The 22,552-nt window shown below is 64.9% G+C and carries 27 protein-coding genes; 11 read left to right on the plus strand and 16 right to left on the minus strand.

Annotated elements, in window-relative coordinates; genetic code table 11:
• A partial coding sequence (locus tag VB734_RS03940) for an SAM-dependent methyltransferase (RefSeq protein ID WP_323242954.1) occupies nucleotides 1-345 on the minus strand: 345 nt, incomplete at its 3' end.
• Between VB734_RS03940 and VB734_RS03945 the strand changes: the two genes are divergently transcribed.
• Together VB734_RS03945 and VB734_RS03950 are read left to right on the plus strand one after the other, a co-directional pair.
• The gene (locus VB734_RS03945) at nucleotides 344-1,279 is read left to right on the plus strand and encodes a 3'(2'),5'-bisphosphate nucleotidase CysQ (protein ID WP_322782466.1); all 936 of its coding nucleotides are present in this window, start codon (nucleotides 344-346) and stop codon (nucleotides 1,277-1,279) included. The two genes, VB734_RS03940 and VB734_RS03945, sit on opposite strands and share 2 nt — an antisense overlap.
• A 98-nt stretch (nucleotides 1,280-1,377) precedes the next feature.
• Nucleotides 1,378-1,854, plus strand: coding sequence for a hypothetical protein (locus tag VB734_RS03950; RefSeq protein ID WP_322782467.1), 477 nt, complete (start codon nucleotides 1,378-1,380; stop codon nucleotides 1,852-1,854).
• A 2-nt stretch (nucleotides 1,855-1,856) separates the two neighbouring features.
• On the opposite strand, the gene VB734_RS03955 is transcribed toward VB734_RS03950, so the two are convergent.
• The 6 genes from VB734_RS03955 to VB734_RS03980 all read right to left on the minus strand — a co-directional run bounded on the left by VB734_RS03955 (nucleotide 1,857) and on the right by VB734_RS03980 (nucleotide 7,926).
• Complete coding sequence (locus tag VB734_RS03955; protein ID WP_197162377.1) at nucleotides 1,857-3,980, minus strand: polyribonucleotide nucleotidyltransferase; 2,124 nt, start codon at nucleotides 3,978-3,980, stop codon at nucleotides 1,857-1,859.
• Nucleotides 3,981-4,103: 123 nt separating this feature from the next.
• On the minus strand, nucleotides 4,104-4,406 hold the full coding sequence (gene rpsN, locus VB734_RS03960; RefSeq protein WP_197162386.1) for a 30S ribosomal protein S14: 303 nt from the start codon (nucleotides 4,404-4,406) through the stop codon (nucleotides 4,104-4,106).
• Nucleotides 4,407-4,440: 34 nt separating this feature from the next.
• Nucleotides 4,441-5,127, minus strand: coding sequence for an endonuclease III (gene nth / locus VB734_RS03965; protein ID WP_322782468.1), 687 nt, complete (start codon nucleotides 5,125-5,127; stop codon nucleotides 4,441-4,443).
• Between the two features lies 1 nt (nucleotide 5,128).
• Nucleotides 5,129-6,217 (minus strand): RIP metalloprotease RseP, encoded by a 1,089-nt coding sequence (gene rseP / locus VB734_RS03970; RefSeq protein WP_322782469.1) that lies wholly within the window; start codon nucleotides 6,215-6,217, stop codon nucleotides 5,129-5,131.
• 57 nt (nucleotides 6,218-6,274) lie between these two features.
• Entirely contained in the window at nucleotides 6,275-7,567 is a 1,293-nt protein-coding gene (gene serS, locus VB734_RS03975) for a serine--tRNA ligase (RefSeq protein ID WP_322782470.1), read from the minus strand.
• A 65-nt stretch (nucleotides 7,568-7,632) separates the two neighbouring features.
• On the minus strand, nucleotides 7,633-7,926 hold the full coding sequence (locus VB734_RS03980; RefSeq protein WP_231594591.1) for a NifU family protein: 294 nt from the start codon (nucleotides 7,924-7,926) through the stop codon (nucleotides 7,633-7,635).
• A gap of 128 nt (nucleotides 7,927-8,054) precedes the next feature.
• Here VB734_RS03980 and lepA point away from each other — a divergent pair, with 128 nt between their 5' ends.
• A complete protein-coding gene (gene lepA, locus VB734_RS03985) occupies nucleotides 8,055-9,863 on the plus strand; it encodes a translation elongation factor 4 (RefSeq protein WP_322782471.1) in 1,809 nt (602 codons plus the stop codon).
• A 283-nt stretch (nucleotides 9,864-10,146) separates the two neighbouring features.
• Here lepA and VB734_RS03990 read toward each other — a convergent pair whose 3' ends face one another.
• Nucleotides 10,147-10,341, minus strand: a complete 195-nt coding sequence (locus VB734_RS03990; RefSeq protein ID WP_322782472.1) for a type II toxin-antitoxin system VapB family antitoxin — start codon at nucleotides 10,339-10,341, stop codon at nucleotides 10,147-10,149.
• A gap of 93 nt (nucleotides 10,342-10,434) precedes the next feature.
• On the opposite strand from VB734_RS03990, the gene VB734_RS03995 reads away from it, so the two are divergent.
• The 3 genes from VB734_RS03995 to VB734_RS04005 are packed head-to-tail and all read left to right on the plus strand — an operon-like array spanning nucleotide 10,435 to nucleotide 11,827.
• Nucleotides 10,435-11,061, plus strand: coding sequence for a Uma2 family endonuclease (locus VB734_RS03995; protein WP_322782473.1), 627 nt, complete (start codon nucleotides 10,435-10,437; stop codon nucleotides 11,059-11,061).
• 18 nt (nucleotides 11,062-11,079) lie between these two features.
• Nucleotides 11,080-11,499 (plus strand): HEPN domain-containing protein, encoded by a 420-nt coding sequence (locus VB734_RS04000; protein WP_322782474.1) that lies wholly within the window; start codon nucleotides 11,080-11,082, stop codon nucleotides 11,497-11,499.
• The gene (locus VB734_RS04005; protein WP_322782475.1) at nucleotides 11,465-11,827 is read left to right on the plus strand and encodes a nucleotidyltransferase domain-containing protein; all 363 of its coding nucleotides are present in this window, start codon (nucleotides 11,465-11,467) and stop codon (nucleotides 11,825-11,827) included. Before VB734_RS04000 ends, VB734_RS04005 begins: the two co-directional genes overlap by 35 nt.
• On the opposite strand, the gene VB734_RS04010 is transcribed toward VB734_RS04005, so the two are convergent.
• Entirely contained in the window at nucleotides 11,828-12,019 is a 192-nt protein-coding gene (locus tag VB734_RS04010; protein WP_322782476.1) for a type II toxin-antitoxin system VapB family antitoxin, read from the minus strand. It lies immediately after the preceding gene.
• A 374-nt stretch (nucleotides 12,020-12,393) separates the two neighbouring features.
• Between VB734_RS04010 and VB734_RS04015 the strand changes: the two genes are divergently transcribed.
• The 4 genes from VB734_RS04015 to VB734_RS04030 are packed head-to-tail and all read left to right on the plus strand — an operon-like array spanning nucleotide 12,394 to nucleotide 14,492.
• On the plus strand, nucleotides 12,394-12,852 hold the full coding sequence (locus tag VB734_RS04015) for a hypothetical protein (protein WP_322782477.1): 459 nt from the start codon (nucleotides 12,394-12,396) through the stop codon (nucleotides 12,850-12,852).
• A complete protein-coding gene (locus VB734_RS04020; RefSeq protein ID WP_322782478.1) occupies nucleotides 12,849-13,283 on the plus strand; it encodes a hypothetical protein in 435 nt (144 codons plus the stop codon). Before VB734_RS04015 ends, VB734_RS04020 begins: the two co-directional genes overlap by 4 nt.
• Nucleotides 13,280-13,825 (plus strand): GspH/FimT family protein, encoded by a 546-nt coding sequence (locus VB734_RS04025; protein WP_322782479.1) that lies wholly within the window; start codon nucleotides 13,280-13,282, stop codon nucleotides 13,823-13,825. The genes VB734_RS04020 and VB734_RS04025 overlap by 4 nt, the downstream gene beginning before the upstream one ends.
• A gap of 7 nt (nucleotides 13,826-13,832) precedes the next feature.
• Nucleotides 13,833-14,492, plus strand: coding sequence for a prepilin-type N-terminal cleavage/methylation domain-containing protein (locus VB734_RS04030; protein WP_323242955.1), 660 nt, complete (start codon nucleotides 13,833-13,835; stop codon nucleotides 14,490-14,492).
• Nucleotides 14,493-14,512: 20 nt separating this feature from the next.
• On the opposite strand, the gene VB734_RS04035 is transcribed toward VB734_RS04030, so the two are convergent.
• The 6 genes from VB734_RS04035 to VB734_RS04060 all read right to left on the minus strand — a co-directional run bounded on the left by VB734_RS04035 (nucleotide 14,513) and on the right by VB734_RS04060 (nucleotide 20,298).
• Nucleotides 14,513-14,974, minus strand: a complete 462-nt coding sequence (locus VB734_RS04035) for a hypothetical protein (RefSeq protein ID WP_323242956.1) — start codon at nucleotides 14,972-14,974, stop codon at nucleotides 14,513-14,515.
• A gap of 89 nt (nucleotides 14,975-15,063) precedes the next feature.
• Nucleotides 15,064-15,657 carry a PilW family protein gene (locus tag VB734_RS04040; protein WP_322782482.1) on the minus strand — a complete coding sequence of 198 codons (594 nt, stop codon included), beginning with the start codon at nucleotides 15,655-15,657 and terminating at the stop codon, nucleotides 15,064-15,066.
• Nucleotides 15,648-16,205: a pilus assembly FimT family protein gene (locus tag VB734_RS04045; protein ID WP_322782483.1), complete on the minus strand. Its 558-nt coding sequence runs from the start codon at nucleotides 16,203-16,205 to the stop codon at nucleotides 15,648-15,650. The genes VB734_RS04040 and VB734_RS04045 overlap by 10 nt, the downstream gene beginning before the upstream one ends.
• Nucleotides 16,202-16,834, minus strand: coding sequence for a type II secretion system protein (locus VB734_RS04050; RefSeq protein ID WP_322782484.1), 633 nt, complete (start codon nucleotides 16,832-16,834; stop codon nucleotides 16,202-16,204). Before VB734_RS04050 ends, VB734_RS04045 begins: the two co-directional genes overlap by 4 nt.
• On the minus strand, nucleotides 16,831-18,510 hold the full coding sequence (locus VB734_RS04055) for a hypothetical protein (RefSeq protein WP_322782485.1): 1,680 nt from the start codon (nucleotides 18,508-18,510) through the stop codon (nucleotides 16,831-16,833). The genes VB734_RS04050 and VB734_RS04055 overlap by 4 nt, the downstream gene beginning before the upstream one ends.
• A 213-nt stretch (nucleotides 18,511-18,723) precedes the next feature.
• Nucleotides 18,724-20,298 (minus strand): class I SAM-dependent methyltransferase, encoded by a 1,575-nt coding sequence (locus VB734_RS04060; RefSeq protein WP_322782486.1) that lies wholly within the window; start codon nucleotides 20,296-20,298, stop codon nucleotides 18,724-18,726.
• A gap of 265 nt (nucleotides 20,299-20,563) precedes the next feature.
• Between VB734_RS04060 and VB734_RS04065 the strand changes: the two genes are divergently transcribed.
• Nucleotides 20,564-20,989: a hypothetical protein gene (locus VB734_RS04065; protein WP_322782487.1), complete on the plus strand. Its 426-nt coding sequence runs from the start codon at nucleotides 20,564-20,566 to the stop codon at nucleotides 20,987-20,989.
• 403 nt (nucleotides 20,990-21,392) lie between these two features.
• Here the strand turns inward: VB734_RS04065 and VB734_RS04070 are convergent, their stop codons facing one another.
• Nucleotides 21,393-21,872 (minus strand): type IV pilin protein, encoded by a 480-nt coding sequence (locus tag VB734_RS04070; RefSeq protein WP_322782488.1) that lies wholly within the window; start codon nucleotides 21,870-21,872, stop codon nucleotides 21,393-21,395.
• Nucleotides 21,873-22,552 lie beyond the last annotated feature (680 nt).

A 22,552-nucleotide genomic window follows, 5' to 3' on the forward strand; every position in this document is an offset into this window, starting at 1 on the left:
CACCAGCGCCTCGCCGGGATCGGAGATGCCCGGCAGGCCCGCATCGCTGATCACCGCGAGGCTGTCGCCGGCGCTGAGGGCCGCCAGCAGTTCGGGGATGCGGGCGTTCTGGTTGTGCTGATGAAAGCTGAGCAGACGGCTGCGGATGCCCAGCCCGGCCAGGAGCTGACCGCTGTGGCGGGTGTCTTCGCAGGCGATGCGGTCGACCCCCTCCAGCACCCGCCGGGCCCGGGGGGAGAGATCCCCGAGGTTGCCGATCGGTGTACCCACCAGGTACAGCACCCCGGAGGCGGGTTCGCTGGCTTGCTCCACAATGCGCTTCTGTTCGAGCCTGGCTGTGTCCATGATCGCTGCCCCCTGCCTGCCCGCCGGTCTCGATCCCGAAGAGCTGCTGGCGCTGCTGCGGCGCCTCAGCTGGGAGTCGGCCGCGATTCTCAGGGCCTACGCCCGCGGCGAGCAGCCCCCCTTCGGCTATGGCCTGGCCCTGAGCGTGGATGAAGGCGGCGAAGGGCCGGTGACGGCGGCTGATCTGGCGGTGAACCAGCACCTGCTCGAGGGTCTTGCCCAGGCCTTCCCCGAGGCCCCCTGGACCCTGCTGAGCGAGGAGACCGCCAAGGAGCAGCTCAGCGCCGGCGTGCCCCTGGAGGCCGACTGGCTCTGGATCCTCGATCCCCTCGATGGCACCAAGGATTTCCTCCAGGGCACCGGTGAGTACGCGGTGCATCTGGCCCTGGTGCATCAGGGCGAGCCGGTGCTCGGCGTGGTGCTGCTGCCCGAGAAGGAGGAACTCTGGTTCGGTCTGGTGGGCGCGGTGTCCGAGGAGCTGATCGGTGGCGCCTGGCGGGAGAATCCGGCCGGCGAGCGCTTCGCGCCCCAGTTGAGCGAGCGCAGCGTCCCTGAGGATCTGGTGCTGGTGGCCAGCCGCAACCACCGCGATCAGCGGCTGGAGCAGCTGGTGCAGGCGCTGGGGCTGGGCTCCTCCCTGGCGGTGGGCAGCGTGGGGTGCAAGGTGGCCACGATCCTGCGCGGCGAAACCGACCTCTACCTCTCGCTCTCAGGGCGCAGCGCCCCCAAGGACTGGGACATGGCGGCGCCGGAAGCGGTGCTGCGGGCGGCGGGCGGGGCCTTCAGCCACGCTGATGGCCGGCCGCTTCAGTACAACAGGGGTGACGGACTGCAGGCGGGATGCCTGATCGCCAGCCACGGTCTGGCCCATGCGGAGCTGTGTGAGCGGGCTGCCGCCGCCATGGCGCGGATCGATCCGGGCTTTGCGGTCTGACCCACGGGCGGCTGGTTAACAATCGCTTGCCGGTAGCAGGCGAGACCGCCTCCTGGCAAGCGAATCGTTACGGTCCGATCATTGATCGAGTCTGTCCCATGGCCTGTCACGCGTTTCTCTATCACCTGGCCCATTCGCCCCAGGCCAGTGGTCACACCAGATCCCCAAGTCACTCTGCGGCCCCCACCGTCGCCGATGACGGCTTCGTCCAGGGTGTCCTGATCTACGGCCTCGGCCTGATGGTGGTTCTCGTCGCCGGCCTGCAGGGGGTCAGCGCCCTGCGCGATCAGGCGGCCGAAGCGATGGTGCGCTCCACGGTCCGCCAGCAGCTGCAGCTGGCGATGATCAACGGCGGCAGCTCGCTGATCAGCACCTCAGCCGGTCCGTTCTCCTACCTCATCGAAACCACGGCCGACGGCTACCGGGTGATGGCGGAGGGCATGCCCTCCAGCGCGTTCTCCGGCAAGACCCTGGTGGGGTGTCAGTCGGCTGCCTCCGGCGCGGCGGTGGTGCAGGCTGGTTTCCACCAGCCTGAGCCCGAAGCCTGTTCGGGCCTGACCGCCACCACCGACTGAGATCAGGCCGCCGGCACCGCTTCCTGGGCCACGCCCCGCAGGGTGAGGTTGATGCGGCCGCGGTTGTCGATCTCGCGCACCCGCACGGTGACGGCGTCGCCTACCTTGATCACATCCTCCACCTTCTCCACCCGCGCTTCCGAGAGCTGGGAGATGTGGATCATGCCCTCCTTGCCGGGGAGGATCTCCACGAAGGCGCCGATCGGGATGATCCGCGTGACCGAGCCGTTGAACAGCTCGCCCTCGCTGACACGGCGGGTGAGCCCCTCGATGATCCGCTGGGCTTCCTCGGCGGCGGCGCCGTCGTGGCTGGCGATCGTGACGATGCCGCCGTCCTCGATGTCGATCTTGGTGTTGGTGCGCTCGGTGATGCCCTTGATCGTGCGGCCGCCGGGACCGATGACGGTGCCGATCAGTTCCGGGTCGATGCGGAAGCTGAGCAGACGCGGGGCATGGGGGGAGAGCACCTCACGGGGCTTGCCGATCGCCTCGAGCATCTTCTCGAGGATGTGCAGCCGGGCCGGGCGGGCCTGGTTGACGGCCTCGGCAATGGTGCTCACCGCCAGACCGCTGATCTTCATGTCCATCTGCAGGGCGGTGATGCCCTTCTCGGTGCCGGCCACCTTGAAGTCCATGTCGCCGAGGAAATCCTCGATGCCCTGGATGTCGGTGAGGATGCGCACCTCATCGCCCTCCTTGATCAGGCCCATGGCGGCGCCGCTCACCGGAGCCTTGAGGGGCACACCGGCATCCATCAGGGCCAGGGTGCTGCCGCAGACCGAGCCCATCGAGGTGGAGCCGTTGGAGCTGAGGCATTCCGAGACCACCCGCAGCACGTAGGGGAAGCTCTCCTTGGGGGGCAGCACGGGCACGATCGCCCGCTCGGCCAGGGCTCCGTGGCCCACCTCGCGGCGGCCGGGGGAGCGCATCGGCCGGGTCTCACCGACGGAATAGGGCGGGAAGTTGTAGTGGTGGAGGTAGGTCTTCTCACCGATCGGGTTGAGATCGTCCATCTCCTGGGCATCGCTGGGGGTGCCGAGGGTGGCGGTGGAGAGCACCTGGGTGAGCCCACGCTGGAACAGGCCCGAGCCATGGACCCGCTTGGGCAGCACGCCCACGGCGGCGGTGATCGGGCGCACCTCATCGAGCGCGCGGCCATCGACCCGCTTGCCCTCGTTGAGGATCTGGGCGCGCATCAGCTTCTTGGTGATGCCCTTGTAGGTGTTGCCCAGGGCCTTGCCGGCGGCGGCCACACGGATCGGGTCGTCGTCGGAGAGGGCGGCGATCTTCTCGGCCACCCCGGCCTTGATGGTGTCGAGCTGGGCATCGCGTTCGGCCTTGGTGAGGCTGAACTGCTTGAGCACCTCACCGATGCCCGCTCCGCATTCCTGCTCCAGGAAGGTGGGCAGGGCGGGGTCCTGAACCGGGGCTTCGGGGAAGACCTGCTCAATGCCGAGATCGGCGAGCAGCTTCTGCTGGGCCTTGATCAGTTCGCCCACGGCTTCGTAACCGAAGTCGATCGCCTCGATCACGTCCTGTTCGGGCAGCTGGTTGGCGCCCGCTTCCACCATCACCACACCGGAGGGGGTGCCGGCCACCACCAGATCGAGCTCGCTGCGCTCGATCTCGCGGTAGCTGGGGTTGAGCACGAAGTCGTCGCCGAGCAGGCCGACGCGCACGGCGGCCATCGGGCCGTTGAAGGGGATCTTCGCCAGCAGGGTGGCGATCGAGGCGCCGGTGACCGCCAGCACATCGGGCGGTACCCGCTCATCGAGCGAGAGGGTGGTGGCGACCACCTGCAGGTCGTCGCGCAGCCAGGAGGGGAAGAGGGGCCGAAGGGGCCTGTCGATCAGGCGGGTGGTGAGGATGGCGCGCTCGGGGGGGCGGCCTTCACGGCGGAAGAAGCTGCCGGGGATGCGGCCCGCGGCGTAGAGGCGCTCCTCGTAATCACAGGTGAGCGGGAGAAAGTCGATCCCTTCGCGGCCCTTGGCGCGGGTGGCCGTGACCAGCACGGCCGTGTCTCCGCATTCAATCAGGACCGAACCCCCGGCCTGGGGGGCATACAAGCCCGTGGTCAGCCGGATCTCCCGACCATCGAAGGAGACCGTCTGAATCTGTCCTGGCACGTCGTCTTATGTCCGTTTTTTGTCAAGCTCCATTCTCGCATTCAGGCCTGCGGGGGGCAGCCAGCGCAAAAAAGGGTGGCCCCTGGCCACCCTCGCGCGTCTGATCGACAGCCCCGGAGCGGCTTACCAGCTCGACTTGACCACGCCGGGCAGCAGACCCTTGTGGGCGCGCTCGCGCAGCTGGTTGCGGCAGAGACCGAAATCGCGATAGAAGCCGCGGGGCTTGCCGGTGGCCCAGCAGCGGTTGCGCACCCGGGTGGGGGCGCTGTTGCGGGGCAGGTTCTGGATCCTGCGGTGGATCTCCAGGCGCTCCATGGGATCCGCGGCGGCTTCGAAGGAGGCCTTGAGGGCAGCACGCTTGAGGGCGAAGCGTTCAACTATCTTCTTGCGCTTCACGTCGCGCGCAATCATCGACTTCTTCGCCATGCGGCTGCTGCAATTCGTTCAGTGGGGATCGAGCCTAGCGCGTGGCCTGCCGCCCCTCCCGGCGGCCACTGGGGCCGTGGTCGGGATGGCTGGGGCAGAGATCGGCGAGGGGGCAGCCCGGGCAGAGGGGCTTGCGGGCGTTGCAGACGGCGCGGCCATGGAAGATCAGCCGGATCGAGAAGTTCTCCCATTCCGGCTGGGGCAGGAGCTTCATCAGCTCGGGCTCGATCCGGCGCGGTTCGCTCTGGCGGGTGAGCCCGAGCCGGTTGCTCAGCCGCCGCACGTGGGTGTCGACCGTGACACCGGCGTTGATGCCGAAGGCATGGGCCAGCACGACGTTGGCCGTCTTGCGCGCCACCCCCGGCAGCTCCAGCAGCTCCTCCATCGAGGCCGGCACCTCACCGCCATGGCGCTCGATCAGCAGGCGTGACGCGGCCACGATGTTCTTCGCCTTGTTGCGGAAGAAACCGGTGGACTGCACATAGGGCTCAACCTCGCTGGAGCTCACCGCGGCGGCGGCGCGCACATCGGGGAAGCGCTCGAACAGGGCCGGGGTGACGCGATTGACCCGCTCGTCGGTGCACTGGGCCGAGAGCATGGTGGCCACCAACAGCTCCCAGGGGGTGGTCCAGTCGAGGGAGCAGGTGGCGTGGGGGTAGTGGAGAGCCAGGCGCTCCAGGATCAGTGGCGCACGCTGACGGGCCGTGGCGAAGCGGGGCACCTCAGCGGCCGAGCAGCTGCTGCACCGCCGAGAGCTGGCTGGTGTCCTTGACGATCAACACCACGCTCAGCCCCACCAGCAGCAGGAAGCCCGACTGCATGAACGCCATCTGCAGGCGGTCGGGGAGGGGCCGGCCGCGCAGGCCTTCGAGCAGCAGCAGGGCGAACTGGCCGCCATCGAGCAGGGGCAGGGGCAGGGCGTTGAGCACCGCCAGGTTGATCGAGATCAGCGCGGCGAACACGAACAGGCTGCCGCCGCCCTGGCGGGCCAGGCTGGCGCCCATCTCGACGATCTTCACCGGCCCCGACACCTGGGGAGCGGTTTCACCGAAGTGGGTGACCAGGGCCACGAAGCCGTCGACGGTGCGGCGGATCAGCTGCACGAAGACACGGTTGGTCTGGTTGAGCAGCTCCAGCGGCCCCCTGGCGGGGCGGAACACCTCGCTGCCGTTGGGCTGCAGCTGGGCGCCGATGCGGCCGATGCCGCTCTGATCGGAGGGGGTGAGCCGCAGGCTGAGGGTTTCACCGGCGCGCTCGGCCTGGATCTGAAGCGTGCGTTCGGGGGCGCCCTGGATGTCGGCCACCAGATCGACCACGGCCTGGGAACCACCACCCACGGGTACGCCGCCGAGGCTGAGGATGCGATCGCCGGCCATCAGGCCGGAGGCGGCGGCGGCCTGGCCCGGCTGCACCGCCGCCACCAGCACGCCCGGCGTGGCGCTGAAGCCGGCGGGCACGCCCACCATCAGCCCCTGCCCGAAGAGCACGGCCCAGGCCAGCAGCAGGTTGGCGATGACGCCGGCGGCGATCACCAGGGCCCGCTGGTGCAGGGGACGGTTGCGCAGAAGGTCGGGATCATCGCTGGGGATGCCGCTGTCCTCGTCGTCGTCGGGGAAGGCCACGTAGCCGCCGAGGGGGATCGCCCGCAGGGCGAACTGCACGCCGCGGCGCTGGCGTTGCAGCAGGGCCGGACCGAAACCGATCGAGAAACCGCTGACGCGGATGCCCTGCCAGGTGGCGGCGAAGAAATGGCCGGCTTCGTGCACCACGATCAGGGCCGCCAGGATCGCCAGTGCCGTGAGAACGCCCATTCAGGCTGTGTTGCGCAAGACAACCATTCTGGGGGGTTGAGCCCTCGGCTGTTCCCTTCAGGATTCCGGCAGCAGGCGATCGCAGCCCATGTAGGGCACGAGGGCCTGCGGCAGGCGCACGCTGCCATCGGCCTGCTGGCCGGTTTCGAGCAGGGCGGCCATGGTGCGGCCCACCGCCAGACCGCTGCCGTTGAGGGTGTGCAGCAGGCGGGTCTTCCTGCCGTCCTTGAAGCGGATCGAGGCGCGGCGCGCCTGGAACTCGCCGCAGGTGCTGCAGCTGGAGATTTCGCGGTAGGCGCCGGCGCCGGGCAGCCACACTTCGAGATCGAACGTGCGGGCGGCGGAAAAGCCGAGGTCGCCGGTGCAGAGATCGAGCACCCGGTAGGGCAGCTCGAGGGCCTGCAGGATCGCCTCGGCGTCGGCGGTGAGCTGGGCGTGGGCCGCTTCGGACTTGTCCGGATGGCAGAACCAGTAGAGCTCCACCTTGTTGAACTGGTGCAGGCGGATCAGGCCGCGGGTGTCGCGGCCGTAGGAGCCGGCTTCGCGGCGGAAGCAGGGGGTGTAGGCGGCGTACCTGAGCGGCAGTTGCTCGGCCGCAAGAATCTCGTCGCGGTGGAACGAGGTGAGCGGCACCTCGGCGGTGGGGGTGAGCCAGAGGTCGTCGTCGGCGCAGCGGAAGCTCTCCTCGGCGAACTTGGGCAGCTGGCCGGAGGCGGTGAGGCTGGCGCTGTTGACCAGGATCGGCGGCAGCATCTCGCGGTAACCGCGGCTGGCGTGCTGATCGAGCATGAAGCTGATCAGGGCCCGCTCCAGGCGGGCACCCTGGCCGATCAGGGTCACGAAGCGGCTCTGGGCGATGCGCACGGAGCGTTCGCTGTCGATCAGGCCGAGGCGCTCGGCGATCTGCCAGTGCTCCTCGAGGGGCGGCTCACCGGCCAGTGGCAAGCGGGGTGTGCCCCAGCGCCGCCGCTCCACGTTCTCGGCTTCGCCGGCTCCATCGGGGCAGTGGGGGGAGGGCAGGTTGGGGAAGGCGAGCAGTTGCTCGCGCAGGCGGGCTTCGAGGGATTTCTCCTCCTCCTCGAGCACCGCCACCTGCTGCTTGATGGTGTTCCCCCGGTCGCGCAGGGCCTGCACCTCGGGGCTGTGGGGCGCGGCTCCGCCGCGGATCAGGTCGCCCACCTGGCGGCCGATGCGGTTGCCTTCGGCCTGCAGGTCGCTGCGCTGCTGCTCCAGGTCGCGCTCCTGGCGGGCGATCAGCTGCAGGGCGGTGAGATCGAGAGCCATGCCCCGACGCCCGAGCTGCTCGACGATCAGCTCGGGGTTGTCGCGCAGCAGGCGCTGATCCAGCACGGCTCCAGGTGCAAGGGCGCGTGCAGCCTACGGACTGGTGCTGGAGCAGGCCTTGTGGAAGGGCCTCAGAGCACCTGCACCACTTCGTTGACCTCGGGAATCGCCTCGCGCAGCTTGCGCTCGATGCCCATCTTCAGGGTCATGGTGCTGCTGGGGCAGCTGCCACAGGCGCCCTGCAGACGCACCTTCACGGTGGGGCCGTCGATCTCGACGATCTCGACGTTGCCGCCATCGGCCATCAGATAAGGACGGAGCTCATCGAGCACGCGCTCGACGTTCTCGATCGTGAGGGCGCGGGGGTCGCTGATCGCGGCCTCGCTGCCGGCGGTTGTTTCCGTGCTGGCGGTCTCGGTGCTCATGGCTCAGGTGCGGTCTGGGTCTGGGTTGAGCTTAGGAACCGGGCCGGGAGGCTGCCTCGTCGCCGGCGACGAGGCTCCACCGCTCCATCCCTAGGATTGGCCTTCCAGATTGCCCCTTGAACGGGACCATGACCGACGTTCCCGTTCAGCGGATCCGCAACTTCTGCATCATTGCCCACATCGACCACGGCAAGTCGACCCTGGCCGACCGGCTGCTGCAGGACACCGGAACGGTGGCGGCGCGTGACATGCAGGCCCAGTTCCTCGACAACATGGAGCTGGAGCGGGAGCGGGGGATCACGATCAAGCTCCAGGCCGCGCGGATGGAGTACACCGCGGCCGATGGCGAGACGTACATCCTCAACCTGATCGACACGCCGGGCCATGTGGACTTCTCCTATGAGGTGAGTCGCAGCCTGCAGGCCTGTGAAGGCGCCCTGCTGGTGGTGGATGCCAGTCAGGGGGTGGAGGCGCAGACGCTGGCGAATGTGTATCTGGCGCTGGAGAATGATCTGGAGATCATTCCGGTGCTCAACAAGATCGATCTGCCCGGCGCCGATCCGGAGCGGATCAAGGAGGAGATCGAGGCGATCATCGGGCTCGACACCTCCAAAGCGATCGATTGCTCCGCCAAGACGGGCCTGGGCATCCCCGAGATCCTCGAAGCGATCGTTGAGCGGGTGCCGGCGCCGCCCGACCGCGTGAACGAACAGCTGCGCGCGCTGATCTTCGACTCGTACTACGACCCCTACCGGGGCGTGATCGTGTATTTCCGGGTGATCAGCGGTCAGGTGGCCCGCAAGGACAAGGTGCTGCTGATGGCCAGCAAGACCACCTACGAACTCGATGAAGTGGGGGTGATGGCGCCGGATCAGCGCCAGGTGGAGAGTCTCCATGCCGGCGAGGTGGGCTACCTGTCGGCGTCGATCAAGGCGGTGGCCGACGCGCGGGTGGGCGACACGATCACCCTGGTGGCCGATCCGGTGAGCGAGCCGCTGCCGGGCTACACCGAGGCCAAGCCGATGGTGTTCTGCGGCCTGTTCCCCACCGACGCCGATCAGTACCCCGATCTGCGCGAGGCGCTCGACAAGCTCAAGCTCTCCGATGCGGCGCTGAAGTATGAGCCGGAAACCAGCAGCGCCATGGGCTTCGGCTTCCGCTGCGGCTTCCTGGGGTTGCTGCACATGGAGATCGTGCAGGAGCGGCTGGAGCGGGAGTACGACCTCGACCTGATCGTGACGGCCCCCTCGGTGATCTACCGGGTGAACATGATCGACGGCAGCACGCAGATGGTGGACAACCCCGCCACCCTGCCGGATCCACAGAAGCGGGAATCGATCGAAGAGCCCTATGTGAAGCTCGAGATCTACACCCCCAACACCTACAACGGCACCCTGATGGAGCTGTGTCAGGAGCGGCGGGGTGAGTTCATCGACATGAAGTTCATCACCACCGACCGGGTGACGCTGCACTACGAGATGCCGCTGGCGGAAGTGGTGACGGATTTCTTCGATCAGATGAAGAGCCGCACCAAGGGCTATGCCTCGATGGAATACAGCCTGATCGGCTACCGCAAGAACGAACTGGTGCGCCTCGATGTGCTGATCAACAGCGAGAAGGCCGATCCCCTCACCACGATCGTGCACCGCGACAAGGCCTACAACGTGGGCAAGGGCCTGGTGGAGAAGCTCAAGGAACTGATCCCCAGGCAGCAGTTCAAGATCCCGATCCAGGCTTCGATCGGCAGCCGCATCATCGCCAGCGAAAGCATCAGCGCCATCCGCAAGGATGTGCTGGCCAAGTGCTACGGCGGCGACATCTCCCGCAAGAAGAAGCTGCTGAAGAAGCAGGCGAAGGGCAAGAAGCGCATGAAGGCCATGGGCAAGGTGGATGTGCCCCAGGAAGCCTTCATGGCGGTGCTGAAGCTGAATCAGTAGGGCTGCCGCTCAATCCGTGAGGCAAGCCAGATCGAGCGCAGCGGGAAGGCCCGGCAGCGGCTCGGAGCCAGGCACGGCGGCAAACCAGGCGAAGGCCACCGAAGCGTCCACCACCCAGGGACCTGATTCAGCGGCTATCGCGGTCCTCGCGGATCAGGGCCGCCACGTCAAGGCTGCGGCCCGCTGCCGGTGTGGTGGCCCGCAGACGAGCCAGCTGCCGAATCAGGAGCTGCGCCATGGCGCCTCTGGGATTGCTATCAGTCATTGATAGCGCCGAGCTGAATCAGTAGAGCTGGCGGTGACGCGGGGGTGGTCCGATCTGGGTCTCCGAGCCGCCCATGATGACCATGCGGCGTGAGCGTTCCCGCTCGATCAGGGCCTTGAGGGCCTCGCGGATCAGATGCGTGCGCTCCCTGATGCCGCTGAGGCCTGCGGCTTCAGTGAGCAGATCGTCGTCGAGGGTGAGGGTGGTGCGCATGTCACCGAGTCTGCTGTCGCGACGTGCGACTCAAGCCCTGACAGCCCGGGACGAGCGATTTCGTTACGGTGGAGTTCAGCAGGCGGACGGCCGATGACGCTGGCTCAGCCACTCCCCTCTCCGGCCCTGCAGCCGCTGCAGCTGCCCTGGGATCTACGGCTCACCCCCGATCAGTTCGAGCGGGTGTGTCAGGCCAATCCCGATGCGGTGCTCGAACTGATGGCTGATGGCCGCCTCATGGCCATGACCCTTACAGGCAGTGAAACCGGCGCCCGCAATCACGAGCTCTCCTTCCAGCTCAAGCTCTTCGCCAACGCCTCTGGAGGTTGGCAGGGGTTCGACAGCTCCACCGGATTTCGCCTGCCCGATGGCTCGGTGCTGAGCCCAGATGCCTCCCTGGTGCGTCTGGATCGGTGGCAGGCTCTGACCCCCGAGCAGCGCCGTGGCTTTGCGCCCCTCTGCCCGGATCTGGTGGTGGAACTGGCCAGCGCGTTCGACGAAGGGCCCCGTGGCGTGAGTGCGCTCCGCCAGAAAATGGACGCCTACCAGGCCAATGGGGCGCAGCTGGGCTGGTTGTTGCTGCCCGAGGAGAGGGCCGTGGAGATCTGGCGCGCTGGGGCTGCCGCCACCCCTGAGCGCCTCGATGACGCCAAAACTTTGGATGGCGGAGAACTGTTTCCTGGCCTGGTGCTGGAGCTGGCGCCGATCTGGGACGTCTGAGAGGGGCAGACTGGCTCGATGGCTGACCGCTCCGCCGACTGGCTGAATCAGGCCCTGCGGGACCTCGAGCAGGCCGAGGCCTCCATGCAAGCTGATCGGCATGAATGGGCCTGCTTTGCCGCCCATCAGGCCACCGAGAAGTCGCTTAAAGCCTTGAATATGGCCCTGGGCCAACAAGTCTGGGGACACACCCTCACTCGGATCTGGGCCGACGTGCCCGGCAAGGATGAGTTGCAACCCCCTCCACCGGAAGCGCTTGAGGACAGGCTCCGCTTGTTGGATGGCTTCTACATCCCCACCCGCTATCCGGACAGCTATCCGGAGGGCACCCCGGGTGAACATTTCGGCAGACTGCAGAGCGAGCAGGGCCTGTTCCATGCCACAGCGATCATCGAGTGGGTCCGTGCTGCGCTGGCCCAGTTCCGAGAGCGTGCTTGAGGCGGCGGGCCGGTGGGCCCAGCGCCAGGCGGCGGCCCAACCGGAGCTGGAGGCGGTGGGTGTCTTCGGCTCCTACGGGCGCGGTGATGCCGGTGTGGGCAGCGACCTGGATCTGCTGCTGGTGCTGCGGCAGTGCGAGCTGCCGATCTGGGAACGCCTGCGCCCCTGGGACACGGCCGATCTTCCGCTGGCCACCGACCTGCTCGTCTACAGCCGCCAAGAGTGGGAAAGCCTCCCCCAGTGGAACCCGAAGCTGGCGGCAACGCTTGAGCGTGACCTGCGCTGGCTGATCACTCCGTCGCCGGCGGCGGCGACGCTGAATCTGTAATCAGTCGGCCAGGCGGCGGGGGATAGCTTCGAGCTGGGGCTCGGAACCACCGAGGGCGGCAAGCCGTCGGGCGCTTTCGCGTTGCACGAGGGCTTTGAGTGCTTCGCGGACCAGCTTGGTGCGCTCGTTGATGCCACTGAGCTGCTGAGCCTGGCTGAGGAGATCGTCGTCGAGATTGAGAGTGGTGCGCATGCCTGACTCAGCCCAGGCTGTTGTGCCATCAATTCTGTCATCAGTTGATGCGACGGATTGATGCGCTGACCCCGGCAAGACATGCAGAAATGGCGGCTTAAACGCCAAATTGGCTGCGTTTTTGGCGGCAGTAGGGCGATTTTTCAAGGTGCCTGCGCCGCTTGCTGTGGTGATCGAGCCCATGCAACGTTTGTTGAAGCCATCACCCCGGCTCCGCTGAATCGGGTGCGGCAGCCCGCCCTGGATGGGAACGCTTGGGGGGTCGTGGATTGAGGAGTCCGCCGATGGCGGTTCGATCTGGGGTTCGATCTGGTTTGCGGTGGTCGGCTGGGGGAGCGCTTCCCCGGAGATTGACGGCGGACGATGGTTTTCTGTTGCCCCTCTCGCTCGCTACGGCGATGGTGCTGGTGCTCAGCAGCCTTTCGGTCCTCACGGCTGCGCTGCACGGTAATCACCTGGCGGCGGCGGAGCTTCTGGAGCGGCAGATCGACGACGAGATGGCCTCGGCTGCTGAGCAGGTGGCGGCCCGGCTGAGCGGCCCCTACTCCTGCCTGTTGCCGGTGGCGTCGGCCGCCTGGATCCAGCCGGTGACCGGTTGCCCGGTGACCCTGGACCCCGCTGGGGTGTTGCGGGGACAGGTGGGCCAGGCCGGCTATCGCGTGGTGTCGTGGAAGCCCCCAGCCAACGCCATGGGTGGAGAAGGGGAATCTGGGCAGCTCCGGCTGGAGGGGGTGGAGCGAGGCGGCTCGCGGCTGTATGGGCTGGGGGTGGCCTTGGTGGCCCAGGATCTGCCGGCCCTGCATGTGGTGAGTGTGCGGCGGATGGGGCGATGACTCTGGTGGAGGTGATGGTGGCGTCGACGGTGATGGCGCTGGCGAGCGTGTCTTCGGCCCAGATGTGGGGCGACAGTGTGGCCTGGAGCCGCCGGGTCGAGGAACGGCAGGAGCTGTTGCGCCACATCGACGCCGATCTGCGTCGGCGGGAGCATGCCCTGCGGCAAGAGGCAGCAGTTGCTGCTGAGCAGGCGCCGATGCCGTGTTCGGCGGCCACCGGTTGGATGCTCGAGCTGTTGAGCAGGGCGGGAACGGTGCTGCCGGCAGGAGCGGAGCAGCATCTGGAGCCCGCTGGGGTGGAAGGCCTCGAACCTGAGATGGTGCTGGTGGTGGTGCGATCAGCGACGCACCACATCGAGCGACGACGGCTGTTTTCGGCAGCTGCCCATGGGCTTTGTCTGCCTGTGGCCACGCAGGAGGTGGGGACATGAGCCATCTGGTTGTGCGCCAGACGGATGCCACCGGTTTCACCCTGCCGGAGCTGCTGGTGGCGGTGGTGGTGCTGGGTCTGCTGGCGGCACTGGGTGTGATGCAGGGGGGCGAAACCCTGGCGCGGCAGCGGGTGGAGGCGGCCACCCGGCGCTTGGCTCAGGGCCTGGAGCGCGGCCGGGCTGAGGCGGAAGAGCAGGGGAGGCCCTGTGGCTTGAGCCTGGGGGCGCAAGGGTGGGAGGAGCCTGCTGGTGGAGGGCTGGAGCCCTGCAGCAAGGCGGTGATGCCTCTGGCTGAGGGGGCTGGCCAGGGCGATCCCAGCTCAGGCTTGCGCCTGGTGCACAACCTGCCGGCTGAACTTCGCTTCAGCAGCAATGGGCTGGTTCTCGATGGTGGCACCGTGGTGGTGTCGGGCTCAGGAACGGAGTTGCGCCGCTGCCTGGTGATGGCCTTGCCGCTGGGCGTCGTCCGCCTGGGCCGCTACCAGGGGGCAGCTGACGGGCCGCCAGACAGCACGGCCTGCCGGCCGGATCCAGAGCTGTGAGGAACCGATGAAACGCGTTCAACAAGCACGTGCACGTGTACAGGCCGGCTTCTCGCTGGTGGAACTCTTGCTTTCCATGAGCCTGGGCCTGCTGCTCTCGGGGTTGGTGCTGCAGGCACTGGTGGGAGAAGGGCAGAACGCCCAGCGGTTCACACGCCTGCTGAGGGAGCGCACCCATCAGCGAAGGGCCCTGGGGTTGATCCGCTCCGATCTGGAGCGGGCCACCGCGGTGGTGAGCCCCGAGGAAGGGCCACTGCCAGTGATCTGCGGACTGAACGGGCGCACCCCCGTGCTGCAGTTGGTCACGCCGAGCGCTGCCGGTAAGGCCACGGTCACCTATTCGGTGGGGGCACCGCCGAGCGGGATCTGGGAGGGGCGAGTGCTGGTGCGCTGTGGACCGGCCTACGAGCTTGAAGGTGGGGTGAATTCCGAGGCCACGTATCAAAGCCGGGTGGTGCTCGACCGGCTAGCTCCCGCAGCCACGGCCTGGACGGCCTGCGGTGACCTGCCGGGCGGCCTGGTGCTGAACGGATCGGCGTCGCTGCCGTTCTCGGCCTGCCTCGATCCCGCCAGCCAGTTGGTGGCGTTGCGGCTGGAGCAGAGCTTTCCACTCAGCGGCGGCCGGCTTCAACGCCTCATCAGCGAGGTGGTGGCTGGTGCGGGCTGAGAGAAGGCCGGCGGGGCCGATCATTCGGGGAAGAAATCCTTCCGCTCGCAGGTGCTGAACAAGCGGGCGGCATTGGGAAGCAGAGGCAGGCCTGCGCGCATCTCGGCAGGGATCAGCTTCTCGAGAGCCGAGTAGGCCTGCTCGTAATCGATCCTGGCTTTTTCATACTCCGGATCACCAGGCTTCAGGTTCGCGTTTGCGTGCATCCAGGGGCCAAGGGTAGAAGCAACGCGATCGTTGGCTGCCTTCACCTCCAGCTTGTGGGTGGTGCAGTACACGTATCTCCCAGCTGTGGTCGCAGGTGGTGCTACTGCTTCCGGCTCAGCTGTTGTTTCGGCAATTCGGGTCTGCTCAGTCCGTTCCTGTTTCAAGCGCTGATCGATGGTTCTGAGGCATTCCTTCTGCCTGCGGACAGCCGTTGGGCTGCTGAGGCCGATGGCGGCAGCTTCCTGGCGGCAGATGTCCTGGCCCTGCTCAGACACCCTGGGTGCGCTGGGCTGACAGCCGAACTGGAGGGTGATCAACAGTGCCGCGAGCGCGGAGTGCACTGAAGCCCCAAAGACGGAGCGGGTCACGGATAGGCGCGAACACGAGCCCGCCCGGCGCTAGCGAAGTCGGTGTCGGTGAAGGTGGTGGTGCCGCTGGTGAGGGTGAGCTCGTAGCAGCCCTGGAAAGCCGTGGTGCAGGCCGGGTCGAAGGTGGCACCGGTGACCAGATCTTCCGTGGTGGCCGCTGCGTCCAGAGCGAGACTGCCGTCGCGCTGCACTGGCGGACCGGTGCGTTGGAGGATGTTGTTGGCCCCTGCAACTTGGTACGTGACCGTGGTCACGTCGGCGTTGATGGCGCAATCGCCTGCCGCAGCCCGCTTGATGCGGAGAGTGAGCACCCCACCGGCAGCCGAGGCGTTGCAGGCCTCGCTGATGTCGGCATTGATGAACAGGTTGACCCTCCCCCAGTTATCGCGCAGGGCCTGACCGCGCAGCAGCGTGGTGGTGGCCCGAAGGTTCCCTTGCCATAAGGCCAGGCCAGCGATTGCAACAAGAAAACTGATGGTACTGGCCACCAGCGCTTCCACCAGCGTGAACCCCTTTGAAGGGCCTCGATGGGAACGACCAGGGTGATGAGAGGGCAGCAGGGCGATCATGGCTTGGCTCATCAGTTGCATGCTGCTGCCACCTCGATCAGACCTAGCGGCGGCCGGATACAAACGCGCCTTGGATTGCCCACGATCGCCCCGCCTTCGACAGCGTTGATGGTGATCGCGATTGGATTGACGAGAGTGCAAGGCAGATTGGCGTCTGCATCGCAGATCGTGCCACGTGGGGTGAACACGAACTGGTTGACGGTGGATGTCACCGCATAGGTGGCTTGCCCCTGACCTGAGGTGAAGCGCAAAGGATCTGCGGAGAGGCAGTTGTTGAGAAGGGTGGTGTTGGCGGAATCGTTCGGGTTCCTGGCCGTTGCGGTGGCGACGTTGGTGGCGATGGTGACAGGATTGGCATCGGGAACATCGACCCGGCAGAGGATGCCCCGCTCAGAACTGCGCCGCACAGCCAGAAGCCAGCCGGCAAGTTCATCGGCGGCGCTCTGGACCCTGGCGGCACGTAACTCCGCAAAGATTGCCCCTACTCCAAGCGCACTGAGTGCGCCAAGGATCACGATGATCACCAGGAGTTCGATGAGGGAGAAGCCCTGAGCAGTGTTGTGCTTCATTCGGTGCCTGTCAGGGGGCAGGGCTGATTGTCGAGAGATGGAACGCATGGGCACCAGGCCACGGTGGCTGGCACGAGGGTGACTTGCCGGAGGATGGTGGTGTCTCCACCGGCCCGGGTGTAGCGCACGAGATAGCGATGGCCTGATACCTCGGGGGTGACGGTGCGCACCAGCCTCGCATCCACTGCAGGCAGAAGACCGGCCAACGCCGTGGCAAACCCTTCAGCGGTGCTGAACGCTCCACCTGTTGTGCGGTAACCACAACGGCGCTCGAAGAAATCGATGTTGCCCTGCTCAGTGGACGTGGGCGCTGAAGGATTGGCCACAGCTGGAAAAAATCCGGTTCGGGTTGGATCGGTCCCGCTGATTGTACAAGTTCCGTTATTGCATACCAACCGATCATTGGACGTGCGCACGGCAGCCAGATCACTTTCGATCAAGGCATTGAGTTGTTGGATGTCGCCGCTGCGGGTGACCCGACGCGCGGACGAGCTAATCACGCCTACGGTGCCTATCGAAACGATCGAGATGATGAGGATTGCAATGAGCACCTCCGGCAGAGATATCCCGGCATCATCTTGATGCCTCGGCGCAAGCCTGCTCAGTTGTTTGCGGATGGATATTCTCATGATCCTGGCAGCAATCTGAAGCTTCGTACCGCCCGGGTGATGTAATCCCAGATTAAAGGTTGGTCCTTGCCTGTGCCGGAGCCATCGATCACTCCGTATTGCGTCAGAATTGCTTCTACGCCTGAGCCAGGAACAGTGATCTGAACCCCGCCATTGCCTTGGATTTGGTTGCCCCAAAGCACTCCGTTGAATTGTTCGCCGGCACCGCCGCCACCATTAAGTGTGATGTCCCCGATCGGGAAATAGAGAAAGTAAGGATCAGCGGCAGTGCCGCTGTTTCCATTGAGGGTCAGCGCTTGCTTGTCATTAGTTGAAGCGTCTCCGACGCAGCCCTTAGAAGGAGAGGCGGCCTCTCGACAGCCAAATATCTGGAGCTGCAGCACTTTCTGGCCATCGGTGGCTCCTGATGTCTGATTGGCATGCCGAAGCTGACTAGTGCCCGAAGATGACACCTTGGTACCCTCGTCTGAGAAATAAAGCTTCAGTCGTCTATTTGTAGACGTGTTGACATTGATGTCGCCGTCAATGGCCAGCTCTGCAAGGTTGCAGTGAATCGTGGTGACGCCGGTTGATGGGTCGTCGGGGCTTGCCTTGCAATAGGCTGGCAAGTTGGCGTCTGTAACACTATCAACATTGATGGTGGTCAGTGTGCTGGAGCCCGACCCTGTTTCGGTTCGGAAAGCCCCTGCAGTGGCGGAGCATCCAGTGCTGTCCTTTTTGCAGGTGGTGAGTGTGCCTGCCGTTGGTGCCGCGCCCAGTACTGCAGTTGGCCAGATTTCCACATCAGGAAAACTGGCGGGCTTGAGAACCGAAACAACCGGCACGGTTGTGGTTCCAACTGACACGTCGGCCGGGCAGGTGGTACCTGCCGTGCCCAGGCAGACAACGGGATTGATCGGAGTTGTGCCGTTATCGAGCTCGGACTTCTTGCCATTGAGATCGGCATCGCCCACGGTATTTTCACCGACACCGATCAGGAAACCGAAGCCTGGCCCTGTGCCCACCGTGCAGGAACGCAGATCATTGCCGAATTGGGCCAGGGAGCGGCCGCAGCATTTCGGCAGAACTTCCAGTTGCTGATCAACGACGACCGACCCGCTGAGTCGGCCATTATTATAACTGAAGCCACGCACTCTAAGATTAATTGCACCGGCTTGATTGAGCTCGCCGAAGGTTGCACTGGCAGGATTTGGATCAGGCCCAGCAATCGGATCGACACGGATGGTGTTGTCAGCGGCATTAGTGACTAATTGATAGGCATATCGCTCATTGGCCGGACGCGTGGCGTCGATCGCATTGTCCGCGTCGGCGGTGAGGGTGCCGTCGTCGGCCACGTAGATGATCGGATTGGCGGTGGTGGTTCCAGGCACACCGCCGGAGCGGATGAGGTTGAGATCAATGGTGGTGGGCCGAGTGTTCACATTGGCCCGCACGGCGCAGGCGTTCTTGCTGGCGTCGGCCTCGCCCTGGGTCCAGAACCCTCCTCCAGCAGGGTTCCTGGCCAGAAGGCCACGGTTGCTTTCGCGGTTGAGTTCGGCAACGATCCGGTTGATGCCGAGTTCAGCTGCTTCGCGGGAGCGGCGGCTGTCCTGCTGGAACACGGCGCTGAAGATGCCATTGAGGGTCCGGGAGGATACAGCCAAGCTGGTGATCACCACCACAAGGGTGATGATCAAGGCATAGGGCAGTGATGAGCCGGCCTGCGACGCGCGGGCCCGCTGATGCAATCGCTGAAGAAGTGAATCTTGCCGCTGCCAGCGGTGTTGGCTGCTGAACCGGTGGCGTCGGCCGCGAGTGAATGGAATCATCGGTGTGCCTTCACATTTACTCAGGGTTCTCTTGTTCTTTCTTCAGGTGTGCTCTGAAGCCTTGTTCCTCTAATGGGCAACCTAGCTGTGAGAGCCCGATACGACTCCCCGCACCAGGAATTTCTTGATTCCCTCCGTTTCAAAATGGAGTGTGGCCGCTCGAGCGAGGGTGAGCTTGTCCATGCTGTCGCCGTCTGCCTCGCCAGTGCCTGGCTGCAGGGTCTGACCCATCCGCTCAAACGTGGTGAGCAGGTGGCCAGGCCAGGTAGCGGGATCCAGGCGAAGGTGGTGGGCCTGCAAAAGAGCTGCTTCGATTGGGGTGGTCGTGACCGCAGATCCTATGGCGGGCGCCACCAGGAATCCATACGGGGCACCTGAGGTGATCAGGTCCAGTTGAGTGGCAATCAAACGCGAGGCCTCCAGCTGAGCCAGCAACGGTCGCTGGAGCGCCACCTGATCGGCCTGGAGCATCAGGGCAATCAGGCTTGCTGCGTGATAGAAATTGATGTTGAGTGCCTCCGAAAGATACCCAAGGGTTGCCGGACCTGCCGAGAGGCTGCTGATCACCGTGTCGAGGGCAGCGGCATCGGGTTGGATCTCGCCGAAGTTGGTGGTGTACCGGAAGGAGCCGAGCGGCTCAAAGGTGGTGCTCACCAGCAGGGTTGCCCCGAGGCGCTCGCTGAGATCGCTGTTGCTGAGTGGCTGAAAGCCATGCACGAAGAGATCGCGGCGGAAGCGCTTGTTGGTGGCGATGTCAATCACCAGTTCATCTGGCCCCTGGGGCAGATCAACGCCGGCAGCCTGCTGAATGGCAGGCGGCAGCAGGTTCGGGAATAGCTCCGGCAGTGTGGCGCTGCCGATGTAACGGAGCTGGTGGGCCGCCATGCGGGGATGGACGTCGTCCACGTAGAGAGGCTGCCAACCGGCATTGGCGTATTCGTGCAGCAGGTAGTGGGGATCGGTGCGCAGGGTTTCGTTCACCGTGGCGGCAAGACCGGGATAGGCCCGCGCCAGCGGGGAGAGCAGTTCGGCCTCGGGATCGGCGAGCGCGGCCAGCCGCTCGGCAGTGGTGCGGTAGGCGGCGAGAGGATCGCGGGGGTCGCTGCGACGTCGCTCGTGCTCGGCGAGGTGCTGGAAGATGGAAGCGGTGTACCAGCCGGGCAGGGTGTTGTGGGAGCAATACAACAGGCCGCCGATGGCAAGGGCGTCGGCGGCCACTGAGAGCAGGGCCTCGCGCACCTGGGGAGCAACCCAGCTGTACACCCCATGGGCCACCACATAGGCGAAGCGTGCACGGCGATCGAGTGGCGGTTCACCGCTGGCGCTGCCATCCGCCAGCGCGATGAGATCACCATGCACGAAGGTGATGTTGGCCAGGGCGAGCTGGGCCGCGAGCTGGCGGCTGTGGGCGATCTGATCGGCGTGAAAGTCGACCCCCACGAAGGTGCCTTCCGGGTAGGCGGCAGCCAGGAGGCAGAGGTGCAGGCCCATGCCGCTGCCCAGCTCCAGGTAGCGGAACGGTTCCCCTTCCCGGCGCAGGGGCCGGTGACCTTTGATCAACGCCGCGAAATCCAGCCAGTTGGGCGCCATCTCGCGGTAGAAGCCGCAGGTGTAGAGGGCGTTGGGGAAGTAGCCGTGGCTCCAGGAGGCTTCCATCAGGGGGCGACACCCTCGGGTGCCAGGCAATCGCTGGCCAGGCTGGGTGAGAGAGCGGACCCAACCATTCTGCCCGCAGTAGAGGCAGGTACTGCAGCCTGAAGATGGGATTGGTTGGGCTGATGACCGCAGCGGCACTTCAGGCCACAAGGCCCGAGGCAGAGGCAGCTGTTTAGAGGCGTGGAGGCCCTGAGACCCATCTCTGGATATGTTAGTTGCAAAGCGGGAGTCTAGATCTGTGGACAGAATCGTAATCGGATTGTTGATGTCACCGCTGTTGATTGCGATCATTGTAGGAATTGAGAACTCTTCGCTCAGTGGCGGTTATGTTTCGGCGACTAAAATCTCAACAATGGCTCTATTGATTGCTTTGGCTCACTCGCTTCTTCTTGGCCTGCCGCTCTTCTTGCTCTGCCTGAGATTGAAAAATCTGGAATGGTGGGTGGCTGCGATTGCCGGCGTGGTGATCGGACAGCTGGTTCCGCTGATCTTGTTGATCAAAGGATACCCGAGCCTGCGTTTTCCAGTGTATTTTGGCTCCTGGGGGATCTTCGGAGCGGTGGCGTACTGGTGGATCGCCATTCCTGGTAATCCGCGATTCTCATTCGTGCGTAGTCAGTGCCCTAAAGCCGCCATTTTCCCGCTTGCTCTGGGTCTGATCGGCGTTTGCTTCTCCTACCGATTGAATTGAAATCCGGCGATGAGAAGGATGTCGAAACCTGGCGGCGGATGGAAGATCATGCCGCTGTCCAGTTCCGAGTAGCGGAATACTTCCCTCCCAGCGCTGGGGATGGGGGCACTTGATTAGTGCTGCGAAATTCAGCCCGTTACGTGCCTTCTCGCGGAAGATGGCGCTGGTGTGAAGGGCTTTTGGGTAGGTGCGGTGGCTCCAGGCGGGGCCGCAATCGGCCATGCTCAAGGGGCTTCGACAGAACTTATCAAGACTTAATAGGTACTCGGGGATGAGCTGAGTTCAGCACTGAGCCGATGCCCCGCTCTGCTGAAGTAAGGTCTGGCAGGTGTGGCTGGCGTGAATCATTGGCGCAAAAAAAAGCAGCCTTTCGGCTGCCTTGGATTGGATGGAAAAAGGTTGATCAGGCGCGAGTTGGTTGGCAACCTGGGGCTGTACCGGCAGTCCAGCCTGCAGCCGCCGCGCATGTCGTAAGTGACACTTGGCCGGTGGCAGCGAGAGTTGCTACTGCCGAGGCGCTGGTACCGAAAGAGGCTGGATCGGACGTGAAAGTGATCGCTGTACCGGCCGCAGGGCAGGCTGCTGGTGCGGCTGTGACGTTTCCTGGGATAGTCACGGCAGCTTGTTCCCCGGTCACTTGGGCTGCTGCGCAAGCGCGGGCTACGTCAACAACGGCAGTCTGCGCGGCACTGATTCGGGCGCGCCCCTGCTGGTTCAGGAACGCCGGAACGGCGATTGCTGAGAGCACGGCAAGGATGATCACAACAACGAGCAGTTCCACCAGCGTGAAACCTGCCTGAAGGGGGTTGCGGCGCCTGCTGCTGTTCAATGCACGGATGATGCTGCGCTGGGCAAGCAGCGAGCTTTGAAGATGGTGGGTCATTGATCAATCGTGAAATGGAGCCAAGGATGTGATCCTAGGGATTTGATTTATACTATGGGCCTTCAGCTGCCTGCAAACCTTCTGCTGGGCTGAGCCTTGTCTGAGGATTTCATGAATCCCTAGGGCATTTATCGAATTTGTTCGGATTTGGATCTGGTTGTAGGGATGCCAGGGGCTAGGGCGACCGCCACACGCGCGATGGCTTCAAGCTTCTTCTTTGCCCTTCTGTAATGACTATCTGCGTTCTGTAGAAGAGGGCTCCTCTCGCAATCACGCCCAGCCGCAAGATGATGAGAGCAATGCGTGATTATGGGCAGCCTGTTAAGAAGAATGACGGGAGCTTGAAGGGCATGCTTTAATGATACAGTATTTATTGTATGTGTCGGGAGCCGGGCATCAAAGGCTCTGTCCTCGATTGCTGGAGATGCTTGCGGTCCTCTGGCAGGGGGGGAGGGACTATGCCAGCGTCCGACTGGATTTCCCCAGAATTCGAGCATCGCAGTGGAGTTTGCTGCGATGTAGCCGATGGCCTAGATACTGGCTCGAAAACGTTGAGCGGCGTCCCAGCAAGTGGTGTAACTCAGGAGGATCAGCCCCGGCGTAGCCGGGGCTGACGGCTCACCTCCCTCAGATTTCAGCTGTGGCAATGGGTGGGCCGGTCTGTGACCCTGTTCGGAGAA

It is taken from the genome of Synechococcus sp. BA-124 BA4, assembly GCF_034931165.1.